Raw genomic sequence first — 21,189 nt, 5'->3', positions numbered from 1 at the left:
CATTTCATTGGCTATATAGTTTAAGCCTAAAGCATATTGCGGCCGCCCAAGGCAGGCGGGCGCATCGGTAAACGGAGACCCCATGAACATCGTATGCATAGGCGGCGGCCCGGCGGGGCTTTATTTCGGCTTGTTGATGAAGCTCAGCGATCCCGCCCACCAAGTCACGGTCATCGAGCGCAACCGGCCGTACGACACCTTCGGCTGGGGCGTGGTGTTCTCCGACGCCACACTGGAAAACCTCAAGCAGGCCGATCCCGTCTCGGCGGAGCAGATCAGCGCCGCGTTCAATCACTGGGACGACATCGAAATCCATTACAAGGGCCGCACGCTGCGCAGCAGCGGGCATGGCTTCATTGGAATAGGGCGCAAGAAGCTGCTGAACATCCTGCAGGCGCGCTGCGAGCAGGCGGGCGTGAACCTGGTGTTCGAGACCGACGTCGGCGATGACCAGGCCGTGGCGCTGCAGTACCAGGCCGACCTGGTGATCGCGTCCGACGGGCTGAACAGCAAGGTGCGCGGCCGGTATGCGCACACCTATCAACCCGACATCGACACCCGCCAATGCCGTTTCGTGTGGCTGGGCACCACCAAGACCTTCGACGCGTTCACATTCGCCTTCGTGCCCACCGAGCACGGCTGGTTCCAGGCGCACATCTATCAATTCGAACCGGGCATGTCGACCTTCATCGTCGAAACGCGCGATGAAACCTGGAAGGCGGCGGGGCTGGACGCCATGAGCCAGGAAGAGGGCATCGCATTCTGCGAAAAGCTGTTCGCCCCGTGGCTCGACGGCCACCCGCTGATCTCCAATGCGGCGCACCTGCGCGGCTCCGCCATCTGGATCCGCTTCCCCCGCGTCATCTGCGATACCTGGGTGCATCGGCAGGCCCTGCCCGACGGGCGCAGCGTGCCCGTCGTACTGATGGGCGACGCGGCCCACACCGCCCATTTTTCCATCGGCTCGGGCACCAAGCTGGCGCTGGAAGACGCGATCGAGCTGCACCGCTCCATCCAGGCGCACGGCAAGGACCTGGACGCCGCCCTGGCGCACTACCAGGACGTCCGCAGCGTCGAAGTCCTGAAAATACAGAACGCCGCCCGCAACTCCACGGAATGGTTCGAGAACGTGGCTCGCTACGCGAGCTTCGAGCCCGAGCAATTCGCCTATTCGCTGCTCACGCGTTCGCAGCGCATCTCGCACGAGAACCTGCGCCTGCGCGATGCCGGGTGGCTGGAGGGCTACGAGCGCTGGCTGGCGCGCCAGGCGGGCATGGAGGCCGCCGGCGGCCAGCCCGCGCCGCCCATGCTGACGCCTTATCGCGCGCGCGGCCTCACCCTCAAGAACCGCGTCGTCGTCTCGCCCATGGCCATGTATTCCAGCGTCGAGGGCGTGCCGGGGGACTTCCACCTGGTGCATCTGGGCGGCCGTGCCATGGGCGGAGCGGGCATGGTCATGGTCGAAATGACCTGCGTGTCGCCGGAGGCCCGCATCACGCCGGGGTGCCCGGGCTTGTGGAACGACGAGCAGATGCGCGCGTTCAAGCGCATCGTCGATTTCGTGCATGGCAACACCGACGCCAAGATAGGCATACAGCTGGGCCATGCGGGGCGCAAAGGCTCCACGCGGGTCAGCTGGGAAGGCACCGACATGCCCTTGCCGGAAGGCAACTGGCCGCTGGTCTCCGCGTCGGCCATTCCCTACATGGAAGGCGTGTCGCAGGTGCCGCAAGCCATGACGCGGGAACAGATGGACACCGTGCGCGAGCAGTTCTGCGCGGCCGCCCGGCGCGCGGCCCAGGCGGGTTTCGACTGGCTGGAACTGCACTGCGCCCATGGCTATCTGCTGTCCAGCTTCATCAGCCCGCTGACCAACCATCGCACCGACGAGTACGGCGGGTCGCTGGACAACCGCCTGCGCTATCCCATGGAAGTATTCAAGGCGCTGCGCGAAGCATGGCCGCAAGACTTGCCCATGTCGGTGCGGATTTCCGCGCACGACTGGGTCGAAGGCGGGATCACGCCAGACGACGCCATCCAGATCGCGCTGCGCTTCAAGGAGGCCGGCGTGGACATGGTGGACTGCTCTTCGGGCCAGGTCAGCAAGGCCGAGCGCCCCGTGTTCGGCCGCATGTTCCAGACGCCGTTCTCGGACCGGGTGCGCAACGAGGCCGGCGTTCCCACCATCGCGGTCGGGGCCATTTTCGAAGCGGACCACGTGAACAGCATCATCGCGTCGGGCCGCGCCGACTTGTGCGCGCTGGCCCGCCCCCACCTGGCGGACGCCGCCTGGACGCTCCGCGAAGCGGCCCGCATCGGCTATACCGATATCGCATGGCCCAGGCAGTATTTCCCGGCCAAGCGCCAGCTTGAAACGAACTTCGAGCGCGCGGCCGCTTATGCGCAATCCTTGGGAGCATGATGAACGCAAACACACTCGAAGGCAGGCATGCGCTGGTGACCGGCGGCTCGCGCGGCATCGGCTTCGCCGTGGCGCGCCGCTTGCTGGAAATGGGCGCCCGGCTGACCTTGCTGGGGCGCGATGAAGCCGCGCTGCGCGAGGCCCGCGACCGCCTGGGCTCCCCCGAGCGGGTCGGCTGCGCGGCCGCCGACATCGGGCGCCGCGCCCAGGTGGACGACGCCTTTGCGCGCGCCCGGCTATGGGGCGGCGGGGTCGACATCCTGGTCAACAACGCCGGGCAGGCGGTCAGCGAACGTTTCGACCGCATCAGCGAAGACGCCTGGAACAGAATGATCGCCGTCAACCTGAGCGGCACCTTCCATTGCATGCAGGCCGCGCTGCCCGGCATGCTGGAAGCCGGCTGGGGCCGGATCGTCAACGTGGCCAGCACGGCCGGCCTGATCGGCTACCCGTACGTCAGTGCCTATTGCGCCGCCAAGCACGGCGTCATCGGGCTGACGCGTGCCGTCGCGCTGGAACATGCGCGCCGGGGCGTCACGGTGAACGCCGTGTGCCCCGGCTACACCGAAACCGACATCGTCCAGGACGCGGTCGACAACATCACCCGCAAGACCGGCATGACGCCGGAGCAGGCGCGCGCCAAGCTGGCGGAGCGCAATCCCCAGGGCCGTCTGGTGCTGCCGGACGAGGTCGCCGACGCGGTGGCGTGGCTGTGCCTGCCGGGTTCAGCCGCCCTCAACGGACAGGCCATTCCCGTAGACGGCGGGGAAGTGACCGGGCATTGAAGGCCCGCCCGGGAAGGAGAAAACATGGAACAGACCGTACACACCATGGCGCACCACAAGCGCCCCTGCGCCGCATACCAGGCGCGCAACTTTCTTTGGGAAGCCGACCAGGACGGCAAGGTGGCCACCATCACCTTGAACCGGCCCGAGCGCAAGAACCCGCTGACCTTCGATTCCTACGCCGAGCTGCGCGACCTGTTTCGCGCGCTGGTCTATGCCACCGACATCAAGTGCGTGGTCGTGACCGGCGCCGGCGGGAACTTCTGCTCCGGCGGCGACGTGCATGAAATCATCGGCCCGCTGACGCGCATGTCCATGCCCGAACTCCTGGACTTCACCCGCATGACGGGCGACCTGGTCAAGGCCATGCGGGCGTGTCCGCAGCCCATCGTCGCCGCCGTCGACGGCGTCTGCGCCGGGGCCGGCGCCATGATCGCGCTGGCGTCCGACATGCGCCTGGGCACGGCGCGCGCCAAGACCGCCTTCCTGTTCACGCGGGTCGGGCTGGCCGGCGCGGACATGGGCGCCTGCACCCTGCTGCCCCGCATGATCGGGCAGGGCAGGGCTTCCGAATTGCTGTATACCGGCCGCTCCATGAGCGCCGACGAGGGCCTGGCCTGGGGCTTCTTCAACAGCCTGCATGAGCCCGGCCAGGTCCTGGACCAGGCGCGGAAGCTGGCGCGCCAGCTCGCCGACGGTCCCAGCTTCGCCCACGGCATGACCAAGAAGCTGCTGCATCAGGAATGGAACATGGGCGTCGACGAAGCCATCGAGGCCGAGGCCGAGGCGCAGGCCATCTGCATGCAGACCCGCGATTTCGTGCGTGCATACGACGCCTTCGTCGCCAGGCAGAAGCCCGTATTCCAGGGGGATTGAGGCCGGCCATGGGGCGTGACGGCGCAGCCGGGCGCTGAACGAGACAGGAGCAAGGAATGGAAAGATCAGGGCATGTCGATACCTTTGCGCGCGACCACCTGCCGCCGCCCGAGGAGTGGCCGGAATTGCTGCTGGACGGCAATCCCGACGTGGCGTATCCGGCGCGGCTCAATTGCGCCGCCGCGCTGGTGGACGAGCACGTGGCGCGGGGGCGCGGCGACCGGATCGCGTTGCGCTGGCGCGAAGGCGGCGGCAAGCGCGGCATGACCTATTCCGAGCTGATGCTGCTGACCAACCGCATCGCGCAAGTGCTGGCCGAGGATATGGGCTTGCGGCCCGGCAATCGCATCCTGCTGCGGGGCCCCAACAACGTGATGATGGCGGCGTCCTGGCTGGCGGCGGTGAAGGCGGGCCTGGTCACCGTGCCCACCATGCCGCTGCTGCGGGCCGGCGAGTTGAAGAAAGCCATAGAAAAAGCCCAGATCCACGCCGTCCTGTGCGACAGGCGCCTGGCCGAGGAAGTCGAACACTGCCTGGACGACCAGCATCCCTCGTACTGCCGCGAATTGCGCCAGGTCCTGTATTTCCACGACGAGGCGCCCAACAGCCTGGACTCGCTCGCCGCGCAGAAATCCGGCGCATTCACGCCTTGCGACACGGCCGTCGACGACGTCTGCCTGATCGCCTTCACGAGCGGCACCACGGGCATGCCCAAGGGCTGCATGCATTTTCACCGTGACGTGCTGGCGATGTGCGACACCTTTTCGCGCCATATCCTGAACATGGGCGAAGACGAGATCGTGTGCGGCACGCCGCCCCTGGCCTTCACCTTCGGGCTGGGCGGCCTGCTGTGCTTTCCGTTGCGCGTGGGCGCCTCGGCGGTGCTGGCCGAGCGCATGACGCCGGATGAACTGCTGGCCACGGTCCAGGACTTCGGCGCGACCATGACCTTCACGGCGCCCACCTTCTACAGGCAGATGGCGGCGCTCGTGGGCAAATACGACCTTTCCACCCTGCGCAATACGGTGTCGGCGGGCGAGGCCCTGCCCAATGCGACGCGCCAGCTCTGGAAGCAGGCGACGGGCATCGAAATGATAGACGGCATCGGCGGTACGGAAATGATCCACGTCTATGTCTCCAGCGCGGGCGACCAGGTGCGCCGCGGGGCGATCGGCAAGGCCGTTCCGGGCTATGTGGCGCAGGTGGTGGACGAGAACCTCCTGCCCGTCGGGCCGGGGGTGGTGGGGCGTCTGGCGGTCAAGGGGCCGACCGGATGCCGCTACCTGAGCGATGACCGGCAGCGGGCGTTCGTCCAGAACGGCTGGAACCTGCCCGGCGATACCTTCGCGATGGACGAGGACGGCTATTTCTATTACCAGGCGCGCAATGACGACATGATCGTCTCGTCCGGCTACAACATCGCCGGCCCCGAGGTGGAGGGCGCCTTGCTGCTGCACGAAGCCGTGCAGGAGTGCGGGGTGGTGGGCGCTCCGGATCCGGACCGCGGGATGATCGTGAAGGCTTTCGTGGTGCTCAAGCCGGGTTTCGAACGGGATGCGGCCATGGTCAAGGCGCTGCAGGACCACGTGAAAGCGGTGATCGCCCCTTACAAGTATCCGCGCGAGGTCGAATTCGTGGACGGCCTGCCCCGGACGGAAACCGGCAAGCTGCAGCGGTTCGTGCTGCGGGCCAAGAATGTTTGATTGTTTGCATGAGGATCGAGGCATGAAGATTTTGCAACCCCCCAGCTGGATGGAGCCGCGCGGTTATTCGAACGCGATCATGACGGAAATGACGGCGGGCAGCCGCCTGATTTTCGTGGGCGGGCAGGTGGGCTGGAATGCGCAGCAGCAGTTCGAGACGGACGACTTCGCCGAACAGGTGGGGCAGACGCTGCGGAATATCGTGGACATCCTGAGGGAGGGGGGCGCGGGGCCGGAGCACATCACGCGGATGACATGGTATGTCTGCGACAAGAAGGAGTATGCCGCGGCGTTGCGGGAGGTCGGGCATCACTACCGGGAGATCATCGGCCGCCATTTCCCGGCCATGACCGCCATCGAGGTCTCGGATCTGATCGAGGACCGGGCGCGCGTCGAAATCGAGGTTACGGCGGTGGTGCCCGCCTGATGGGGCCATGAGAGCCAGGCGCCCGCACGAATCACAGCCCGTGCGGGCGCCTGGCCGCTTGCCGCGTCAGAGCTTGGCGAATACCTCTTCGGCGATCGCCAGAGTCTCCGCGATGACGGCATCGTCATGGGCGGCCGACACGAAGCCGGCCTCGAAGGCTGAGGGCGCGAAGTGCACGCCCCGGATCAGCATGCCGTGGAAGAACCGTTTGAAGAGCTCGATATTGCATTCCGACATTTCATCGAACGTCGTCGGGATGGCGTCGCGGAAGTACAGCCCGAACATCCCGCCCACATAGTCGCCGCTGACGGCCACGCCCGCGGCGCGGCCGCGTTCGGCCAGCCCTTCGGCCAGCTTGCGAGTCTGTTCGGACAGCCGCTCGTAGAAGCCCGGTTCGGCCAGCAGCTTCAGCGTCGTCAGCCCCGCCGCCACCGCGACCGGATTGCCCGACAGCGTACCGGCCTGGTAGACCCCGCCCAAAGGCGCGATATGCTCCATGATGTCGGCCCGCCCGCCGAAAGCCCCCACCGGCATGCCGCCGCCGATCACCTTGGCCAGAGTGGTGAGGTCGGGCGTGATGCCCATCAGGCCCTGCACCCCTTGCGGGCCCGCGCGAAAACCGGTCATGACTTCATCGAAAATCAGCAGCGCCCCGTACTGGGTGCAAAGCGCGCGCAGCCCCTCCAGGAAGCCGGGCAGCGGCTTGACCAGGTTCATGTTGCCCGCGACGGGTTCGACGATCACGCAGGCGATCTCGGCGCCATATTCCTTGAACGCGGCCTCGACCGCTTCCAGCTTGTTGTAGTCCAGCACCAGCGTATGCTGGATGAACTCGACGGGCACGCCCGAGGACGTCGGGTTGCCGAAAGTGAGCATGCCGGAGCCGGCCTTGACCAGCAGGCTGTCGGCATGCCCGTGGTAGCAGCCTTCGAACTTGACGATGCGCGACCGCCCCGTGTACCCGCGCGCCAGGCGGATGGCGCTCATGGTGGCCTCGGTGCCGGAGCTGACCAGGCGCAGCTTTTCGATGGACGGGATGCGTGCCGCGATGGCTTCCGCGATTTCGATCTCGGCCTCGGTGGGCGCGCCGAACGACAGGCCGTCGACCGCCGCCTCCTGGACGGCCCGGATGACTTCCGGGTGGGCATGGCCCAGGATGGCCGGCCCCCAGGAGCCGACGTAGTCTATGTACCGCTGGCCGTCGGCGTCCCATACATAAGGCCCCTGAGCCCGCTTGATGAAGCGCGGCGACCCTCCCACGGAGCGGAATGCGCGCACGGGAGAATTGACGCCGCCGGGTATGGTGCGACAGGCGCGGTCGAAAAGTTCAGTATTGCGTGACATGGTTCAGAACACTCGTAGCGGAAGGGCCTATAGGATAACCCAAGCTCGAATGCCCGAACCGGGCGGGCGGCGGGTCAGCCGAACAGGGCGCTGCAGCGGGACGCCGCGGCCTGGATGTCGGGCGTTCCGAACAGCCCGCTGATGACCGCGATGCTGTCGGCGCCCGCCAGGATGACGGGAGCGGCGTTGTCGGCCGTGATGCCGCCTATCGCCACGATGGCCGGGCGTGGCCGGGCGGGGCCGCCTTCCACGAGCCGGCGGCCCTGGCGGATGTGGTCCAGCGTCGCCTTGACCGCCTGGGGTTTGACCGTGGACGGGTAGACCGCCCCGAAGGCGACGTAGTCGACGTCGGCCTGTAGCGCTTTTTCGGCGAGCGCCGGGTCGTCATAGCAGGAGCAGCCGATGATTTTTTCCGGGCCCAGGGCCAGCCTGGCCTGGACGATGCTGCCGTCTTCCTTGCCCAGGTGGACGCCGTCGGCGTCGACCAGGGCGGCCAGGCGCCAATCGTCGTTGATGATGCACGGCAGGCCCAGCCGGCGGCAGAGTTCGGCGACGCGGCGGGCCTGGGCGACACGGTCGCCGGGCGCGATGGTTTTGCGGCGCCATTGCAGCGCGGCCATTCCGCCCCGGGCGGCGGCGCCGATGCCTTCCAGCAGGCGATCGGTGTCGTCCCATTCGGGCGTGATGCCGTAGAGGCCCCGTGGGAAACGCAGTTCGGTATTCATGCCGCGGACCGGTTGATCAGGCGCTGGCCCATTCCCGGCTGGAAATGGCGCGCGGTGAAGGCCGCGGAGGCGTTGATGGCGGACTCGACGGCACCGGGCATGTCGCGCCCTTGCGCCAGCGCGGCCGTGATGGCGCAGCACAGGGGGCCGTCTGCGTCGAGCAGCCGGTTCGCGGGCGCATGCCAGGGCCAGGTGGCCGTTTCGCGGTCCGGCCCCTGCAGCAGGTAGCTGCCCTGGCCGGCGCGCAGCGGGGCGCCGGTGCTCAGCACCCATTTGGCCCCGTATTGCAGGAGCGCTTCGGCCGGGCGATCGGCGTCGATGTCGCCGAACATGCCCTGGGCATGCCAGTGTTCCAGCATGTGGTGGTCCGCGACCACGATGTCGGTCTGCGGCAGCAAGAGTTCGAACACCGCCAGCAGCAGGTCTTCTTCTTCGAGCTCGCTGTTCAGCCCGCTGTCGGGCAGGCGCTGCAAATGCAGCACCAGGGGGACGTGGCTGTAATCCGCGGCGATCTGAGCGAGTACACTTGCCGATTCGGCCGAATAAAGCGGCCCCACCTTGATGGCCTGGACCGTCATGTCTTCGAGCAGGCAGCGCGCCTGGTCGTCGATGAGCTCGGGCGCGACGGGCTGTATTTCCTCGGTCCGGGCGGTGTCCTGGACGGTCAGCGCCGTCAGGGTGCAGAGCGCGTGGCAGCCCAGGGCCGAGCAGGTAACCGCGTCGGCAGGCAGGCTACTCGACCCGCTGGGGTCGAGGGGGCCGAAAATAAGGACTAGAGGTGGGTTTGAAACGTGCACAGCGAGGCGGGTCGGTAAAAGTTTGGCGCAATCTTTGGTTAATATCTTAGACGAAGCCATTGGGTTTAGTAATATTGGCCCCATTCTAATTGAAGCGCTCAGGATCCGCCGGGTTTTGAATTTGTAATTATCAGTGAGTAACATGACATGCGTACGTGGATGTGTTTGATTTGTGGGTGGATCTATGATGAAGAGGCCGGGCTGCCCGAAGAAGGCATTGCGCCCGGAACGCGCTGGGAAGACGTTCCTCCGAACTGGGTATGCCCCGAATGCGGCGCCCGGAAAGAGGATTTCGAGTTGATCGAGGTATAAGCCAAGCCGCCAAAGGCCGATTTTGCCGCCCCGGAGGGTAAGTCATGAGCTCTGCCACCAAACGCCCGAATTCGGAAATGGGCATAGACCTGTCCCGCCAGCTTCTGCTGGCCATGCCGGGCAAGGTCTCGGGCAACCTGGCCAATACGGTCATCTATGTTTGCGAGCACACCGAGCACGGCGCCTTGGGGCTGGTCATCAATCGTCCCACCGACATCACCGTGGGCGACCTGCTCAAGCGCATAGACCTCGACCCTTCCTCTGAAACAGGCCCCATCCGGGACACGCCGGTGTTTTTCGGCGGGCCGGTCCAGACCGATCGCGGCTTCGTGCTGCACGCCTCGTCGGGCGACTACAGCTCCAGCATCAAGATGGGCGACGTCACCCTGACGACCTCGCGCGACATCCTGCAGGACGTCGCCCAGGGCAAGGGGCCGGAGCAGATTCTGATCACGCTGGGCTACGCGGGCTGGGGCGCCGGCCAGCTGGAAAGCGAAATGGCGCAAAACGCCTGGCTCAACGTCGCCTCCACGCGCGACATCCTTTTCACCACGCCTTCGGCCCAACGCTACGAAGTGGCGCTGGGGCAGCTCGGCATCGATTCCGTCATGCTGGCGGGCGACGCGGGCCATGCCTGACCAGACGCTGCTGGCTTTCGATTACGGCATCAAGAAGATCGGCGTGGCCATCGGCAATACGCTGCTGCGCCAGGCGCGTCCGCTGCGCATCCTGTTTTCCACCACGCGCGAGCAGCGCTTCGCCGGCATCGAGGAAATCCTGGCGGAATGGCGGCCCGACAAGATCATCGTGGGCCTGCCGCTGACGCTCGACGGCCAGGAGCAATACCACAGCCTGCGGTGCCGCCGCTTCGCCAATCAACTGCGCGGGCGCTATGGGCTGGACGTCGAGCTCGTCGACGAGCGCGGATCCAGCATGGAGGCCCAGCAGGCGCTGGGCACCAACGCCGATGACGATGCCATGGCGGCCGCGGTGATCCTGCAGCGCTACCTGGACGGGCTCTCCCCCTCCCACGAGACGCCGCCGAGGGGATGACTTGAACATATTGCGTTTTCTGTTGCGCGCCGCCTTTGTCGCAACATGGATCGTACTGGGCCTGTTATCCGTCACCCTCATTTTTCCGTTCGCTCCGTTGCGCATGCGTTCCTATATGGTCTTGCACTGGTCGCGCGGCCTGATGCTGCTGTGCGGGGTCGGCATACGGGTGTATGGGTCGGCGCGCCGGGCCGGGCCCGTCATGTTGGTGGCCAATCACGTGTCCTGGATCGACATCTTCGTGCTCAATGCCGTGCGGCCGACGGCATTCATCGCCAAGAGCGACATCAGGCGCTGGCCCGTCATCGGCTGGCTGGTCGAGGGCGCCGGCACGGTGTTCATCGAGCGCGGCCGCCGCCACGCCATCCGGGCGGTGGGCCATCAAATGAAGACGCGGTTCAGCCAGGGCGAGGCGGTGGGCCTGTTTCCGGAAGGCACCACTTCGCCCGGCTATGAGGTCGCCCCCTTCCATTCCAGTCTGTTCGACGCGGCCATCCGGGCCAATGTGGACATCCAGCCGGTGGCGCTGCGCTTCTTCCATCGCGGACGGCGCAGCGACTACGTCGCCTTCGTCGGCGAACAGAACCTGATGCAGAACCTGTGGTATTTACTGGGGACGACCGGCGTGGTGGTGGAAGCCGTGTTCCTGCCGGAGCTGCGCAACGGCTATTGCCAGGAACAGGGCCGCGCCCGCGTGGCGGAACAGGCTCGGGCGGCGATCATCGAGGCGATATCGGCGTTCGAGGCATAGGGGCCGGCCGAGCCGCCCCTGGTCACCGGTCCGAACAAGGAATCTGCACCAGCTTCCTGTCATGCAGGCGCATCGCCGTCAGCTGGCGCCCCCATACGCAGCCGGTGTCCAGGCACACCACATCGGGCCGCATCAGCAAGCCCAGCGTGGACCAGTGCCCGAAGACGATGGTCTCGCCCCGCGTCATCCGGTTCGGGGTGTCGAACCACGGCATGAGCTCGCCATCGTTCGTGGGCGCCCCCTTGTGCGAGAACTCCATGTGCCCGCGCGCATTGCACATGCGCATGCGAGTCAGCGCGTTGATGATGACCCGCATGCGCTTGGCGCCGTGGAGGTCGTCCTTCCACTGCGACGGCTCATTGCCGTACATCGCGCGCAGGTTCTCCTTCCAGTCCAGCCCGCGCAGCGCGGATTCCACCTCGGCGGCCAGGGACAGCGTCTTGGCGACGTCCCATTTGGGCAGCACGCCCGCGTGGACCATGAGATGCCGATGCTCGTAGTGCGCCAGCGGACAATGCCGGATCCAGTCGATCAGCTCCTGCGCGTCGGGCGCGTCCAGGATGGACTGCAGCGTGTCGGACTTGCCGGGCTTGCGCGCCCCGGCCGCCACGCCCAGCAGATGCAGATCATGATTGCCCAGCACCGATACCGCCTTGTCCCCCAGCCCGATGACGGTCCGCAGCGCGCCCAGGGAATCCGGGCCGCGGTTGATCAAGTCCCCCGCGAACCAGAAGGTCGGGTCCTTGTCGTTCGCGATGTCGGGATGGTCGAGCAGCGCGTGCAGCGGCTTGCTGCACCCCTGCACGTCGCCGATGATCCAGATGCTGGGTGTCGAAGTCATGCCGCGGGCTTGCTCCATGGCCAGTGCGCCCGATTGAAGCGCCTTACATTGTGTTGGTTTTCCATGAGTATCAGGGCCGCCAGAGCAATGCCCAGGGCCCCGAGGTTGGGCACCAGGGCGGTCACCCAGGGCGCCCATTTGCTCAGCATGCCCAGGTTGAGCGCCAGCTGATTCAGCATGAAGAAGCCCACGCCCAGCAGGATGCCGACGAATACCTTGCTGCCGACCCCGCCCCGGCGCGTCTGCATGAAGCCGATGGGGGCGGCGATGGTGATCATGACCAGCAGCGTGAACGGATAGGCCATCTTGCGCCACAGCGCCACCACCTGCCTGTCGGTCTGCAATTGGTTGTCGCGCAGGTAATCGATGTAGTCGGCAAGGTCGAGTATGGACATGCGCTCGGGCGTCAGGATGCGCGCGATCAGGCGCTCGGGCGTCAGGCTGGTGCGCAGCGTTCGCGTTGCGTGCGTTTCCAGGCGCGTGACGGGCGCCGTCGGCGTCCGGGCGTCGGCAAGGGCGGACACCGCGTTGGCGTCGATCACGGTTTCCGTCAGGTCGCTCAGAACGAGCGAGCCGGCCGCGAAACGGCCGCTCTTGGCCTGCGACATGGATTGCAGTTCCTGCCCGTGATTGAATTCATACAAGGTCACGTCCGCCACTTCGCCGCTGCTGCGCAGCTGCAGGATGTTGATGACGCGCGTGCCGCCCCGGCCGTCGGCTTCCTTGAACCAGTATCCGCTGCTCAGGCGGCTGCCGTCGGACCGGCCGAGCAAGGTCATGTTGGCTTCGCTGGTCTTCATTTCCGCCGCCGGCGTGATCACCTCGGACAGCAGGAACGCGCCCGCCACCAGGGGGGCCGTCACCAGCCAGAGCATGGTCAGCAGCTTGATGCCGCTGACGCCGGAAACCCGCAGGATGACCAGCTCGTTGCGTTGCGCCAGCCCGGCCAGCGCCAGGATGGCGCCGATCAGCAAGCCGATGGGCAGAAGGTCGTACAGTCGGGTCGGCAGCGCCAGCGCCTGTATATAGAACAGATTGAGCAGGGTGAACTTGCTGCCTACGCTGTCCAGTTCTTCGATCAGGGCGAAGAAAGTGAAGAGGCCCAGCAGCGCCACGAGGACGACGGCGCTGGATCGGTAGATTTCACGGGCGAGGTAACGGCGTGCGGTGCGCATCGAAAGGCTGCAGGCGCCAAGGCGTGCATTCTGTGTTCAAAGACAAAAGATTAACATTATGCGCCGTGCGGGCATGGCTTCACTCGGGGATTTCCACCAGTTGCATGCGCTTGCGGATGGTGCTGGTGCGCGAATTCAAATAAGCGGTATTGCCGTGTTCGTCGTAATAGGCGGGCCGGGGCAGCATGGAGGCCAGCCTGGCGGCCTGCTGCGCGCCCAGCCGGTCCGCGCCGGTCTTGTAATAATGGCGGGCCGCGGCTTCCGCGCCGAAGACGTTGGTGCCCCACTGCGCGACGTTCAGGTAGAGCTCCAGGATGCGGCGCTTGCTCATGACGGTTTCGATCATGTAGGTGAGCACGAGCTCTTGCGCCTTGCGGACATACGACCGCGAACCGGACAGGAACAGATTCTTGGCAAGCTGCTGGGTGATGGTCGAGCCGCCGCGCATGCGGCTGGCGCCGCGCTCGGCCTGCCGGCGGTTGTACTCCCAGGCCTTGCGTATGGCTTCCCATTCGACGCCGTAGTGGTCCAGGAAGTTCGCGTCCTCCGATGCCACCACGGCGCGCTTCAGGTGATCGCTGATGTTTTCATATGGAACCCAGCGGTACTTTATTTCCGCGTCGGGGTCGCTTGCGCGCAGTTCGCTCAGCGTGGCCCGCATGAAGGCGCTGCTGCCGGGATCGCGCACGCTCAGCCACAGGACCATGACGAAAAGGCCGAAAAGATACAGGAGCAGGGCGGCAAAGGCGAGCAGCAGCGCCGTTGCCGCCATCTTGCCCAGGCTCCGGTTGCCGGCCATGCCGCCGCCCTAGGCGCCGTCTTGCAGGCTGCGCCGCAGCGCTTCCAGAACCGGCCCCGTCTCGGGAGCGACGCCGTTCCAGATGGCGAAGCTTGCGGCCGCCTGGCCGACCAGCATGCCCAGGCCGTCGGCGCGATGCCGGACGCCCTGGGCCTGCGCCTGCCGCATGAAAGGCGTTTCAGCGGAGCCGTAGACCATGTCGTAGGCGAGGGCGCCGTCGGCATAGATGCCCGCCGGCAGCGCGGGGGGCTCCCCGCCCAGGCTGCTGGAGCTCGCGTTGACGACGATGTCCCAGTCGCCTTCGGCTTCGTCCAGGCCGCCGGCCGTGATGCGGGAGGCCATCGGAGGCAGTTGGGAGGCCAGCCGAGCGCCGAGCTCGGCGGCCCGCGCCGGCGTCCGGTTGACGATGCGCAGCGCCGCGCAGCCCGCCTCGATCAAGGGCAGCGCGACGCCCTTGGCGGCGCCGCCCGCGCCCACCAGCAGGACCCTGCGGCCGGCCGGCGAGTGGCCCAATCGGATCAGATCGTCGACCAGCCCGACGCCGTCCGTGTTGCAGCCGTGCAGCAGGCCGTCGCGCATCCACAGGGTGTTGGCGGCGCCGGCCAGGCGGGCCCGGTCGCTCAGGCGTTCTCCGGCGAGCGCGCAGGCCTGTTCCTTGAACGGCACGGTGACGTTCAGGCCGGCGCCGCCCTGGTCGAAGAACTCCCGCACGGTGGCGGCGAAGCCGTCCAGCGGCGCCAGAATGCGCTCGTAGCTCAGGGCAATGCCCGTCTGGCGGGCGAAGGCCTCGTGTATGCAGGGCGAGCGGCTATGCGCGATGGGATTGCCGACGACTGCGTAGCGTTTGCGGGAATCGGGATGGGTCACGGGATCTCGGTTTCGAGTGTCTGGTTGATGAAATTCCACGTCCGCGTAATGGCCAGGATGTCGGTTTCGCGGGCGATGGCGGGAGGCAGCGGGGCGAAGGGCGCCGCCAGCTGCACGATGCGGGAAGCGGCGAGATTCAGGATGGCGTGGCTGGACGGGCGGTCGATCTCGATGCGGTCCAGCGAGCCGTCCTTGCGTATGTACACCGTCAGCTGCAGACTGCCGTATACCTTGCCGCGCGCTTCGTCCGGGTAGTGCTCAGTGCCCAGCAGCTCGATCTTCTTGCGCCAGGCTTCGACGTATTCGGCATAGTTCACCGAGCGCGTGGTCGGCCCGGTGAACTGCAGGCGCGGCTGCGAGTTGTACCGCTCTATGCGCTCTTTCAATGCGCTGATCTGCGCATTCAGTATCAGGCTTTCCTGTTCCTGCTCGTCCGGGCCGTCCTCGCCGGTGGCGTCCGACGAAACGCCGGTGTCGCGCTGCGCGGGCACGTGGTCCGGCGACGTCAGCGCGGTATACAGGCGCAGCTGCTCCGCTTCGAGTTCGCGCTGGCGCTGGCGCAAGGCGGCCAGGACGACCTCGTCCGCCGTTTCGGTGCTGGTGCGCGGCAAGGGGGACGAGGCGAGTTTTTCCTGGGCGTATCCGCCGCCCATGAGGTCGTCCTGGGCCAGCGCCTGGGCCTGCAGCGGCGCCACTTCGCTGCGGGCGTTGACCAGCGTCACTTCCAGCGGGCGCTCCGCCGGGTCGGGCGGCGCCGGCGGCGGGGAGAAATGCAGGCTCAGGACCGCGGCGTGTATGGCCAGCGACAGCACGAAGGCAATGCGCAGGTAGTCGTTACGCGGCGCTCGCAGTTCGGGCAGGGCGAAAAGCGTGGTCATGTGGGTGCCTGTGGGGGTTGGCCGGCGTCAGGCCGTGATCACTTCCCGCAGCCGGCAGTCCAGTTCAAGCGCAAGTTCATCATAGCCCAGTATGTCGAGCAGGACGGGCTGCCCCCGTTCCAGCTCCGGCAAGGCCGCGACACGGGTCACGAAAGGCGCGCAATCGAGCCGGACCAGGTCGTCGCGGATGACCGTGCCGCGCACCGTGGCCAGGCCCTGCTGCTGCAGCCAGCGCATGCACCAGTAGCGCTCCATGGCCGATTGATAGTCGCCCCAGGCCGTGTATTGCGAATCGAAGGCGCCGATGATGGCGAAGAGGTCGGCGTCCTTGGGCTTGAAGGGCGCGACCAGCCGGGCCGAGACGCCGTGTTCGGCGGCGGCCAGGATCTGCCACTGATTGACCAGGTCCACATAGCGCCGCAGCGGCGAGGTCGACCATGCATACTGGGGCACGCCTATCGCTTCGTGCGGCAGCGCGTGGGTGGACATGCGCACCCGTCCGGCCTGCTGCGAGCGGTAGATGCCGGGCACGCCGTACTGCGCGAGCATGCCTCCCCAGAGATTGTTCGTCAGAATCATGTATTCCGCGACCAGGCGGTCCAGAGGCGCATTGCGCTGGCGCGGTATCAATTGCACCGGTGTGTTCGGGTCGTCGTGGGGGCCGAGCAGGGCGAATGAGTATTCGACCCGGCCGTTGTTCTCGGGCTTGCCGCGCACTTCCTCGCGCTGCCTGGACAGATGCTGCGCCTGCCGCCACAGGGGCCGGAGCCAGTGTCCGTAAGGCAACTGGGCGCCTGGGTCGTTCAGCGCCTCTTCGGTCACCAGCGGTTCCAGCACGTGATGGCGAAGGTTCTCGCGCACCTGTATGCGTTCGACCCGGGTTTCATGCGCAAGCAGTTCGCCCGTCGCCAAATTGGCGGTCACATACAGGGACAGCGCCGGGCGGGGCCGCCCCGCGTCCAGCGAGAACGCGCTGATCAGCTCGCCGGGCAGCATGGGAATCTTCAGGCCCGGTATGTAGACGGTGGACATCCGGCTGCGCGCAAGCTTGTCCAGTTCGTTGTCGCGGGTGACCGCCAGCCCCGGCACCGCGATGTGCACCCCTATCGTGGCGACGTCCGGCCCCTGCATGGTGACCGACAAGGCGTCGTCGACCTCTATGGTCTGGCCGTCGTCGACCGAATACGCTTCCACGTCCGCAAGAGGGAGATCGCGTTCGATGCCCGCCAATTGCACCGGCGCGAACTCATGGCCTTTCGGGAAATGCGTGGACAGGAAGCGATGCTGGTGCAAGGCGAGCGGATGCGGCCATGCCCCCAGGTCCAGCAGCAGCTTCTCGGCGCTGGTGCCCCGCTGCTGTACGGCGGCATCGAAGGCCTTCCATTCCAGGCTGTTCTTGTCGGGACGGGTCAAGAAGGAGCTTGCGGCCCGGGCGATGGGCTCGGGCAGACGGCCGGCGATCATCTCGTCCGTCCACTCCTGCTGCTGGGCCGCCTGTTTCTGCTTCTTTTCCATGGCAGCAAGGGCGGCGGCGAGGATGTCGGGCGGGGCGGGCCGGTAGCGGCCTTTGCCGCGCCGATGGAAATAGGCGGGGGCGTCGTTCAGCGCGAAGATCAGCGCGGCCTTTTCCACGGCGCTGGGCGGGTGCCCGTAGTATTCCTCGGCGAAGGCGGCGGCCTCGAATTCTTCCTGCGGCGCGCATTCCCACAGGAAGCCGACGTCCAGGGCCTGCGCCTGCGCCGCCGCTTCTTCGAGCAGCACGGCGGGGGCGGGCTGCTCGAAGCTGAACAAAACGCTCGCGTTCTTTATCTTGCTGCGCTTGCCTGACTCGGATTCCACCTGCATGGTCGAGTCGCTTTGCGAAAATATCTTTTCCGCCTTGAAATTTCCGCTGTCTTCGTAAAGAACGTACATGATTTTCCGTCTTGATATGCGTGTGCCGCATATCGGTGTCTATAAAAAAGGCTTGCGCCGGCAGCCTAGCCGGGGGCCAGCGCAAACTCCATCACTTCGGGCAGCCATCGATCGAAGTCGGAAATGCCGTGGTCGCCGCCCTCGAGAATGCGGCCTTTGCTGCCGGCGAACCAATCCGCCATTTCGCGCCAGTCGAGCACCTCGTCCCCTTTTGCCGCAAGCAGATAATACTTTTCAGGGTGCGCCGGGCGGCCGACGGCCATTTCGGCGAGCTCGTCGACGTACTCGGGCAGGAAATGGAAGGGCGCGTCGGAATGGAACTGGGTATGCTCGCCCACTTGCGTGGCCAGATCCCGGGCGGCATGGACCACGGGATTGAGCAGGACGGCGCGGCACTTCCAGTGTTCGGCCAGGCAGGCGGCGTAGTAGCCGCCCAGCGAGGACCCGACGACGACCAGGTCGCGCCGCGGGTCCAGGCCGCGCTGGTCGACCGCCTGTTCTATCAGGCGGTGGGCGAGCTCGAGCGCCCGCCGCGGGCTGGCCGGCAGCTGCGGGCACGACCAGTCTTGCCCGCGGCCGCGCTCCTGCATGGCGCGCGCCATCAAGGTCGCCTTGTGCGACTGCGGAGAGGAACGGAAGCCGTGCAGGTATAGAAGCATGGGGCGAGCCTGTAGAAGTAATGGTGCGCGCGCGTACGCTTATTGCAGCCGATCCAGAAGCTTCTGGTGAATTCCGCCGAAGCCGCCGTTGCTCATCACCAGGACGTGGTCCCCCGGGCGGGCCGCAAGGCGGATGGCGTCTATCATTTTATCCAGATCGGAGTAGGACGTCGCCCGCGCGCCCAGCGGCGCCAGAACCTGGCCGGGATCCCAGCCCAGGGCGTGCTTGCCTTCCCGCGCGCCGAAGCAGAACACCAGGTCGGCCGAGCGCAGCGCGTCGGGCAGCTTGGCGGCCATGGCGCCGAGCTTCATGGTATTGGATCGGGGCTCCAGGACGGCCAGGATGCGGTCGCGGCCGACCTGGGCGCGCAGGCCCGACAAGGTGGTGTCGATGGCGGTGGGGTGATGCGCGAAGTCGTCGTAGACCTGGATGCCGCGCACGCTGCCGCGCAGTTCCATGCGGCGCTTCACGCCCTGGAATGCGGACAAGGCCTGAATGGCCGTTTCCGTGGCGACGCCCGCCCGGTCGGCGGCGGCCAGCGCCGCCAGGGCGTTCAGGCGATTGTGCTCGCCGGTCAGCGTCCAGTGCACCGTGCCCGCCGGCCGCTGGGCGCGAACGACTTCGAAGCCGTCGGTCCGGTCGTCGGCGCGGGCTTGCCATTCACCGCCATCGCCGAATGTCACGATGGGCGTCCAGGCGCCGCGCGCGATGACGCGATCCAGGGCGTCGGAGACCGTGGGGCGGATGATGGTCCCTTGCGCAGGGATGGTGCGCACGAGGTGGTGGAACTGTGTCTCGATGGCGGCCAGGTCCGGAAAGATGTCGGCGTGGTCGTATTCCAGGTTGTTCAATACGGCGCTGCGGGGGCGGTAGTGCACGAACTTGGAGCGCTTGTCGAAGAAGGCCGTGTCGTATTCGTCGGCTTCGATGACGAAGAATCGGCCGTCCGGGCGATAGCGCGCGGATACTTTCAGGTCGGGGGCGATGCCGCCGATGAGGAAGTCGGGCGCCATGCCGGCGTATTCGAGTATCCAGGCCAGCATGGAGCTCGTGGTGGTCTTGCCATGGGTGCCGGCGACGGCCAGCACGTGGCGTCCGGCCAGGATGTGGTCGCCCAGCCATTGTGGGCCGGAGATGTAGGGCAGGCCCTGGTCCAGTATGGCCTCCATCAGCGGGTTGCCGCGTGTCACCACGTTGCCGACGACGTACAGGTCGGGCTTGAGCGCGGTCTGGGCGGCGTCGAAGCCTTCTATCAGGTCGATGCCCTGTTCTTGCAGCTGAGTGCTCATCGGGGGATAGACGCCGGCGTCGCAACCCGTCACGGTGTGCCCGGCGGAGCGCGCGATCAGCGCGAGCCCGCCCATGAAGGTGCCGCAGATGCCAAGTATGTGTAAGTGCATTTTTTTCCTCCGGGGGCATATTGTAGTCATAAGGGGGCCGTGCTCCGGGGCCCGGGGCCCGACCCCGGACGGGTGCTATGATTGGCGGCGTACGGTCATTTTCCACAGGTCCATCATGAAACGGCGAGAGTTCCTGCGCCGGGCCTCTCTGGCCCCCATCGTTGCCGCCGGCCTTTCCAGCATTGCGCCGGTGGCGCGCGCCGCCGCGCTGCCGCCCCACGCTTTCTATGCCAATGAATTCCCTTCGGCGGCGGGAGGCGACACCCCTTTTCGCAGCTACCTGGGCAAGCCGGTGGTGCTCAATTTCTGGGCGACTTGGTGCCCGCCCTGCGTGAAGGAAATGCCCGACCTCGATGCGCTGCATAAAAAGTATCCGGGCGTCCAGTTCGTCGGCCTGGCGGTCGACACCGCCGCCAATGTGGAAAAATTCGGGCAAAAGGTCAAGGTGTCCTACCCCCTGCTCATTGCGGGCCACGGCGGCATCAAGCTCATGCGCGAGCTGGGCAATAAAAACGGCGGCTTGCCGTTCACCGTGGTTTTCGACAAGGATGGCCGCTATGTCCGCCATTATCTCGGCCAGATCAAGCCTGAAGAGCTCGACGCCTACATTGCCGGAATGAGCTGAAAGCCGTCCGGGCATCGGGCGGAAGGCGGCCGCCGGGTATCGGGCAGGCCTTCCATTTAATGGACAAATACCGCTTTTTAGCGTAAAAAGGCGGTCTGTCTTCACCAAATATTCGCAATGGCGCAGCACATTCTCGTTTTGCATGGCCCCAATCTGAACCTGCTCGGCACGCGCGAGCCAGAAATCTATGGCCGGCAAACACTGGATGACATCAATCGGCGCCTGCAACAGCTGGCCGCGGGCGCCGGCGCCGAGTGCAGCGTGTTTCAAAGCAATCATGAAGGCGAGCTGGTCGATCGCATACAGGCCGCGCGCCGGGAATCCGTCGATTTCATCATCATCAACGCGGCAGCGTATACGCACACCAGCGTCGCGCTGCGCGATGCCCTGGGCGCGGTCAACATACCTTTTGTCGAAGTGCATTTATCCAACGTATATAAGCGGGAGCCCTTCCGTCACGTCTCTTATCTGTCGGACGTGGCGCAAGGCGTGGTGGCCGGGCTGGGCGCTTTCGGATACGAGGCCGCCCTGCAGTATGCCTTGGCCCACTGAGGCGGGGGTTCCTCCTTGCTTTGATTATTAATCATCATCATCAACGTTCACTCTGTGCGCTGATCGCTGAGTAACGTCATGGGAAGTTTTATGGACTTAAGAAAACTCAAAACCCTGATCGACCTGGTCGCCGAGTCGGGCATTGCCGAGCTTGAAATCACCGAAGGCGAAGGCAAGGTCCGCATCGTCAAGTTCTCGCAGGCGATGCAGCCCGTCGCCCACGTGCCCGAGGCCGCTCCCGCGGCCCCCGCGCCGGCGCCCGCCGCGGCACCGGCCCCGGCCG

The 21,189-nt window shown here is 66.1% G+C and carries 22 protein-coding genes and 1 pseudogene; 12 read left to right on the top strand and 11 right to left on the bottom strand.

The window, feature by feature from the left end:
- Nucleotides 1-82: 82 nt before the first annotated feature.
- Genes H0A72_RS17570 through H0A72_RS17550 form a run of 5 tightly spaced genes read left to right on the top strand, consistent with a single transcriptional unit; the run spans nt 83 to nt 6,213 of the window.
- Nucleotides 83-2,422, top strand: coding sequence for a bifunctional salicylyl-CoA 5-hydroxylase/oxidoreductase (locus H0A72_RS17570; protein WP_180157713.1), 2,340 nt, complete (start codon nt 83-85; stop codon nt 2,420-2,422).
- Nucleotides 2,422-3,207 (top strand): SDR family NAD(P)-dependent oxidoreductase, encoded by a 786-nt coding sequence (locus tag H0A72_RS17565; RefSeq protein ID WP_180157711.1) that lies wholly within the window; start codon nt 2,422-2,424, stop codon nt 3,205-3,207. The genes H0A72_RS17570 and H0A72_RS17565 overlap by 1 nt, the downstream gene beginning before the upstream one ends.
- A 24-nt stretch (nt 3,208-3,231) precedes the next feature.
- On the top strand, nt 3,232-4,083 hold the full coding sequence (locus H0A72_RS17560; RefSeq protein WP_180157709.1) for an enoyl-CoA hydratase family protein: 852 nt from the start codon (nt 3,232-3,234) through the stop codon (nt 4,081-4,083).
- 56 nt (nt 4,084-4,139) lie between these two features.
- On the top strand, nt 4,140-5,786 hold the full coding sequence (locus H0A72_RS17555; RefSeq protein ID WP_180157707.1) for an AMP-binding protein: 1,647 nt from the start codon (nt 4,140-4,142) through the stop codon (nt 5,784-5,786).
- Between the two features lie 22 nt (nt 5,787-5,808).
- Nucleotides 5,809-6,213, top strand: a complete 405-nt coding sequence (locus H0A72_RS17550) for a RidA family protein (protein WP_180157705.1) — start codon at nt 5,809-5,811, stop codon at nt 6,211-6,213.
- 66 nt (nt 6,214-6,279) lie between these two features.
- Here H0A72_RS17550 and hemL read toward each other — a convergent pair whose 3' ends face one another.
- The 3 genes from hemL to thiD form a co-directional block, all read right to left on the bottom strand.
- Nucleotides 6,280-7,557 (bottom strand): glutamate-1-semialdehyde 2,1-aminomutase, encoded by a 1,278-nt coding sequence (gene hemL, locus H0A72_RS17545; RefSeq protein ID WP_180157703.1) that lies wholly within the window; start codon nt 7,555-7,557, stop codon nt 6,280-6,282.
- Between the two features lie 74 nt (nt 7,558-7,631).
- Entirely contained in the window at nt 7,632-8,282 is a 651-nt protein-coding gene (thiE, locus tag H0A72_RS17540) for a thiamine phosphate synthase (protein WP_180157701.1), read from the bottom strand.
- Nucleotides 8,279-9,079, bottom strand: a complete 801-nt coding sequence (gene thiD, locus H0A72_RS17535; protein WP_343060189.1) for a bifunctional hydroxymethylpyrimidine kinase/phosphomethylpyrimidine kinase — start codon at nt 9,077-9,079, stop codon at nt 8,279-8,281. The genes thiE and thiD overlap by 4 nt, the downstream gene beginning before the upstream one ends.
- Before the next feature lie 147 nt (nt 9,080-9,226).
- Here thiD and H0A72_RS17530 point away from each other — a divergent pair, with 147 nt between their 5' ends.
- Genes H0A72_RS17530 through H0A72_RS17515 form a run of 4 tightly spaced genes read left to right on the top strand, consistent with a single transcriptional unit; the run spans nt 9,227 to nt 11,195 of the window.
- Nucleotides 9,227-9,391, top strand: coding sequence for a rubredoxin (locus tag H0A72_RS17530; protein WP_102068856.1), 165 nt, complete (start codon nt 9,227-9,229; stop codon nt 9,389-9,391).
- Nucleotides 9,392-9,435: 44 nt separating this feature from the next.
- On the top strand, nt 9,436-10,029 hold the full coding sequence (locus H0A72_RS17525) for a YqgE/AlgH family protein (protein ID WP_180157697.1): 594 nt from the start codon (nt 9,436-9,438) through the stop codon (nt 10,027-10,029).
- Nucleotides 10,022-10,444, top strand: coding sequence for a Holliday junction resolvase RuvX (gene ruvX / locus H0A72_RS17520; RefSeq protein ID WP_180157695.1), 423 nt, complete (start codon nt 10,022-10,024; stop codon nt 10,442-10,444). Before H0A72_RS17525 ends, ruvX begins: the two co-directional genes overlap by 8 nt.
- 1 nt (nt 10,445) lies before the next feature.
- Nucleotides 10,446-11,195 carry a lysophospholipid acyltransferase family protein gene (locus H0A72_RS17515; protein WP_180157693.1) on the top strand — a complete coding sequence of 250 codons (750 nt, stop codon included), beginning with the start codon at nt 10,446-10,448 and terminating at the stop codon, nt 11,193-11,195.
- A gap of 22 nt (nt 11,196-11,217) precedes the next feature.
- On the opposite strand, the gene H0A72_RS17510 is transcribed toward H0A72_RS17515, so the two are convergent.
- The 8 genes from H0A72_RS17510 to mpl all read right to left on the bottom strand — a co-directional run bounded on the left by H0A72_RS17510 (nt 11,218) and on the right by mpl (nt 19,729).
- Entirely contained in the window at nt 11,218-12,036 is an 819-nt protein-coding gene (locus H0A72_RS17510; protein WP_180157691.1) for a symmetrical bis(5'-nucleosyl)-tetraphosphatase, read from the bottom strand.
- On the bottom strand, nt 12,033-13,211 hold the full coding sequence (lptG, locus tag H0A72_RS17505; RefSeq protein WP_180157689.1) for an LPS export ABC transporter permease LptG: 1,179 nt from the start codon (nt 13,209-13,211) through the stop codon (nt 12,033-12,035). The genes H0A72_RS17510 and lptG overlap by 4 nt, the downstream gene beginning before the upstream one ends.
- Nucleotides 13,212-13,290: 79 nt before the next feature.
- Nucleotides 13,291-14,010: a monofunctional biosynthetic peptidoglycan transglycosylase gene (gene mtgA, locus H0A72_RS17500; RefSeq protein WP_180157687.1), complete on the bottom strand. Its 720-nt coding sequence runs from the start codon at nt 14,008-14,010 to the stop codon at nt 13,291-13,293.
- Nucleotides 14,011-14,019: 9 nt separating this feature from the next.
- Complete coding sequence (gene aroE / locus H0A72_RS17495) at nt 14,020-14,877, bottom strand: shikimate dehydrogenase (protein WP_180157685.1); 858 nt, start codon at nt 14,875-14,877, stop codon at nt 14,020-14,022.
- Nucleotides 14,874-15,755: an energy transducer TonB gene (locus H0A72_RS17490; RefSeq protein ID WP_180157683.1), complete on the bottom strand. Its 882-nt coding sequence runs from the start codon at nt 15,753-15,755 to the stop codon at nt 14,874-14,876. Before H0A72_RS17490 ends, aroE begins: the two co-directional genes overlap by 4 nt.
- Before the next feature lie 27 nt (nt 15,756-15,782).
- Nucleotides 15,783-17,669, bottom strand: coding sequence for a ribonuclease catalytic domain-containing protein (locus H0A72_RS17485; RefSeq protein ID WP_180157681.1), 1,887 nt, complete (start codon nt 17,667-17,669; stop codon nt 15,783-15,785).
- Nucleotides 17,670-17,734: 65 nt separating this feature from the next.
- Nucleotides 17,735-18,328, bottom strand: coding sequence for a YqiA/YcfP family alpha/beta fold hydrolase (locus tag H0A72_RS17480; protein WP_180157679.1), 594 nt, complete (start codon nt 18,326-18,328; stop codon nt 17,735-17,737).
- Nucleotides 18,329-18,367: 39 nt separating this feature from the next.
- The gene (gene mpl, locus H0A72_RS17475) at nt 18,368-19,729 is read right to left on the bottom strand and encodes a UDP-N-acetylmuramate:L-alanyl-gamma-D-glutamyl-meso-diaminopimelate ligase (RefSeq protein WP_180157677.1); all 1,362 of its coding nucleotides are present in this window, start codon (nt 19,727-19,729) and stop codon (nt 18,368-18,370) included.
- A gap of 115 nt (nt 19,730-19,844) precedes the next feature.
- Here mpl and H0A72_RS17470 point away from each other — a divergent pair, with 115 nt between their 5' ends.
- The 3 genes and pseudogenes from H0A72_RS17470 to H0A72_RS17460 all read left to right on the top strand — a co-directional run.
- A complete protein-coding gene (locus tag H0A72_RS17470) occupies nt 19,845-20,354 on the top strand; it encodes a TlpA family protein disulfide reductase (protein WP_180157675.1) in 510 nt (169 codons plus the stop codon).
- Nucleotides 20,355-20,471: 117 nt separating this feature from the next.
- Complete coding sequence (gene aroQ, locus H0A72_RS17465) at nt 20,472-20,906, top strand: type II 3-dehydroquinate dehydratase (protein WP_180157673.1); 435 nt, start codon at nt 20,472-20,474, stop codon at nt 20,904-20,906.
- Nucleotides 20,907-20,996: 90 nt separating this feature from the next.
- Nucleotides 20,997-21,189 (top strand): annotated as a pseudogene (locus H0A72_RS17460) (acetyl-CoA carboxylase biotin carboxyl carrier protein); the annotation flags it as partial.

It is taken from the genome of Parapusillimonas granuli (assembly GCF_013416525.1).
Classification (GTDB): Bacteria; Pseudomonadota; Gammaproteobacteria; order Burkholderiales; family Burkholderiaceae_B; genus Parapusillimonas; species Parapusillimonas granuli.
Note: the sequence above shows the minus strand (reverse complement) of the source record. Positions and strands in the feature narration are given on the sequence as shown.

Excerpts from the sequence above, each read along its gene's own strand:
- H0A72_RS17565 (WP_180157711.1), top strand. The coding sequence starts at position 2,422 with ATGAACGCAAACACACTCGAAGGCAGGCATGCGCTGGTGACCGGCGGC.
- hemL (WP_180157703.1), bottom strand. The coding sequence starts at position 7,557 with ATGTCACGCAATACTGAACTTTTCGACCGCGCCTGTCGCACCATACCC.
- aroQ (WP_180157673.1), top strand. The coding sequence starts at position 20,472 with ATGGCGCAGCACATTCTCGTTTTGCATGGCCCCAATCTGAACCTGCTC.
- H0A72_RS17555 (WP_180157707.1), top strand. The coding sequence starts at position 4,140 with ATGGAAAGATCAGGGCATGTCGATACCTTTGCGCGCGACCACCTGCCG.
- H0A72_RS17570 (WP_180157713.1), top strand. The coding sequence starts at position 83 with ATGAACATCGTATGCATAGGCGGCGGCCCGGCGGGGCTTTATTTCGGC.
- H0A72_RS17485 (WP_180157681.1), bottom strand. The coding sequence starts at position 17,669 with ATGTACGTTCTTTACGAAGACAGCGGAAATTTCAAGGCGGAAAAGATA.
- H0A72_RS17560 (WP_180157709.1), top strand. The coding sequence starts at position 3,232 with ATGGAACAGACCGTACACACCATGGCGCACCACAAGCGCCCCTGCGCC.
- H0A72_RS17470 (WP_180157675.1), top strand. The coding sequence starts at position 19,845 with ATGAAACGGCGAGAGTTCCTGCGCCGGGCCTCTCTGGCCCCCATCGTT.
- H0A72_RS17530 (WP_102068856.1), top strand. The coding sequence starts at position 9,227 with ATGCGTACGTGGATGTGTTTGATTTGTGGGTGGATCTATGATGAAGAG.
- mtgA (WP_180157687.1), bottom strand. The coding sequence starts at position 14,010 with ATGGCCGGCAACCGGAGCCTGGGCAAGATGGCGGCAACGGCGCTGCTG.
- mpl (WP_180157677.1), bottom strand. The coding sequence starts at position 19,729 with ATGCACTTACACATACTTGGCATCTGCGGCACCTTCATGGGCGGGCTC.
- H0A72_RS17490 (WP_180157683.1), bottom strand. The coding sequence starts at position 15,755 with ATGACCACGCTTTTCGCCCTGCCCGAACTGCGAGCGCCGCGTAACGAC.
- H0A72_RS17525 (WP_180157697.1), top strand. The coding sequence starts at position 9,436 with ATGAGCTCTGCCACCAAACGCCCGAATTCGGAAATGGGCATAGACCTG.
- lptG (WP_180157689.1), bottom strand. The coding sequence starts at position 13,211 with ATGCGCACCGCACGCCGTTACCTCGCCCGTGAAATCTACCGATCCAGC.
- thiE (WP_180157701.1), bottom strand. The coding sequence starts at position 8,282 with ATGAATACCGAACTGCGTTTCCCACGGGGCCTCTACGGCATCACGCCC.
- ruvX (WP_180157695.1), top strand. The coding sequence starts at position 10,022 with ATGCCTGACCAGACGCTGCTGGCTTTCGATTACGGCATCAAGAAGATC.
- H0A72_RS17550 (WP_180157705.1), top strand. The coding sequence starts at position 5,809 with ATGAAGATTTTGCAACCCCCCAGCTGGATGGAGCCGCGCGGTTATTCG.
- H0A72_RS17510 (WP_180157691.1), bottom strand. The coding sequence starts at position 12,036 with ATGACTTCGACACCCAGCATCTGGATCATCGGCGACGTGCAGGGGTGC.
- H0A72_RS17480 (WP_180157679.1), bottom strand. The coding sequence starts at position 18,328 with ATGCTTCTATACCTGCACGGCTTCCGTTCCTCTCCGCAGTCGCACAAG.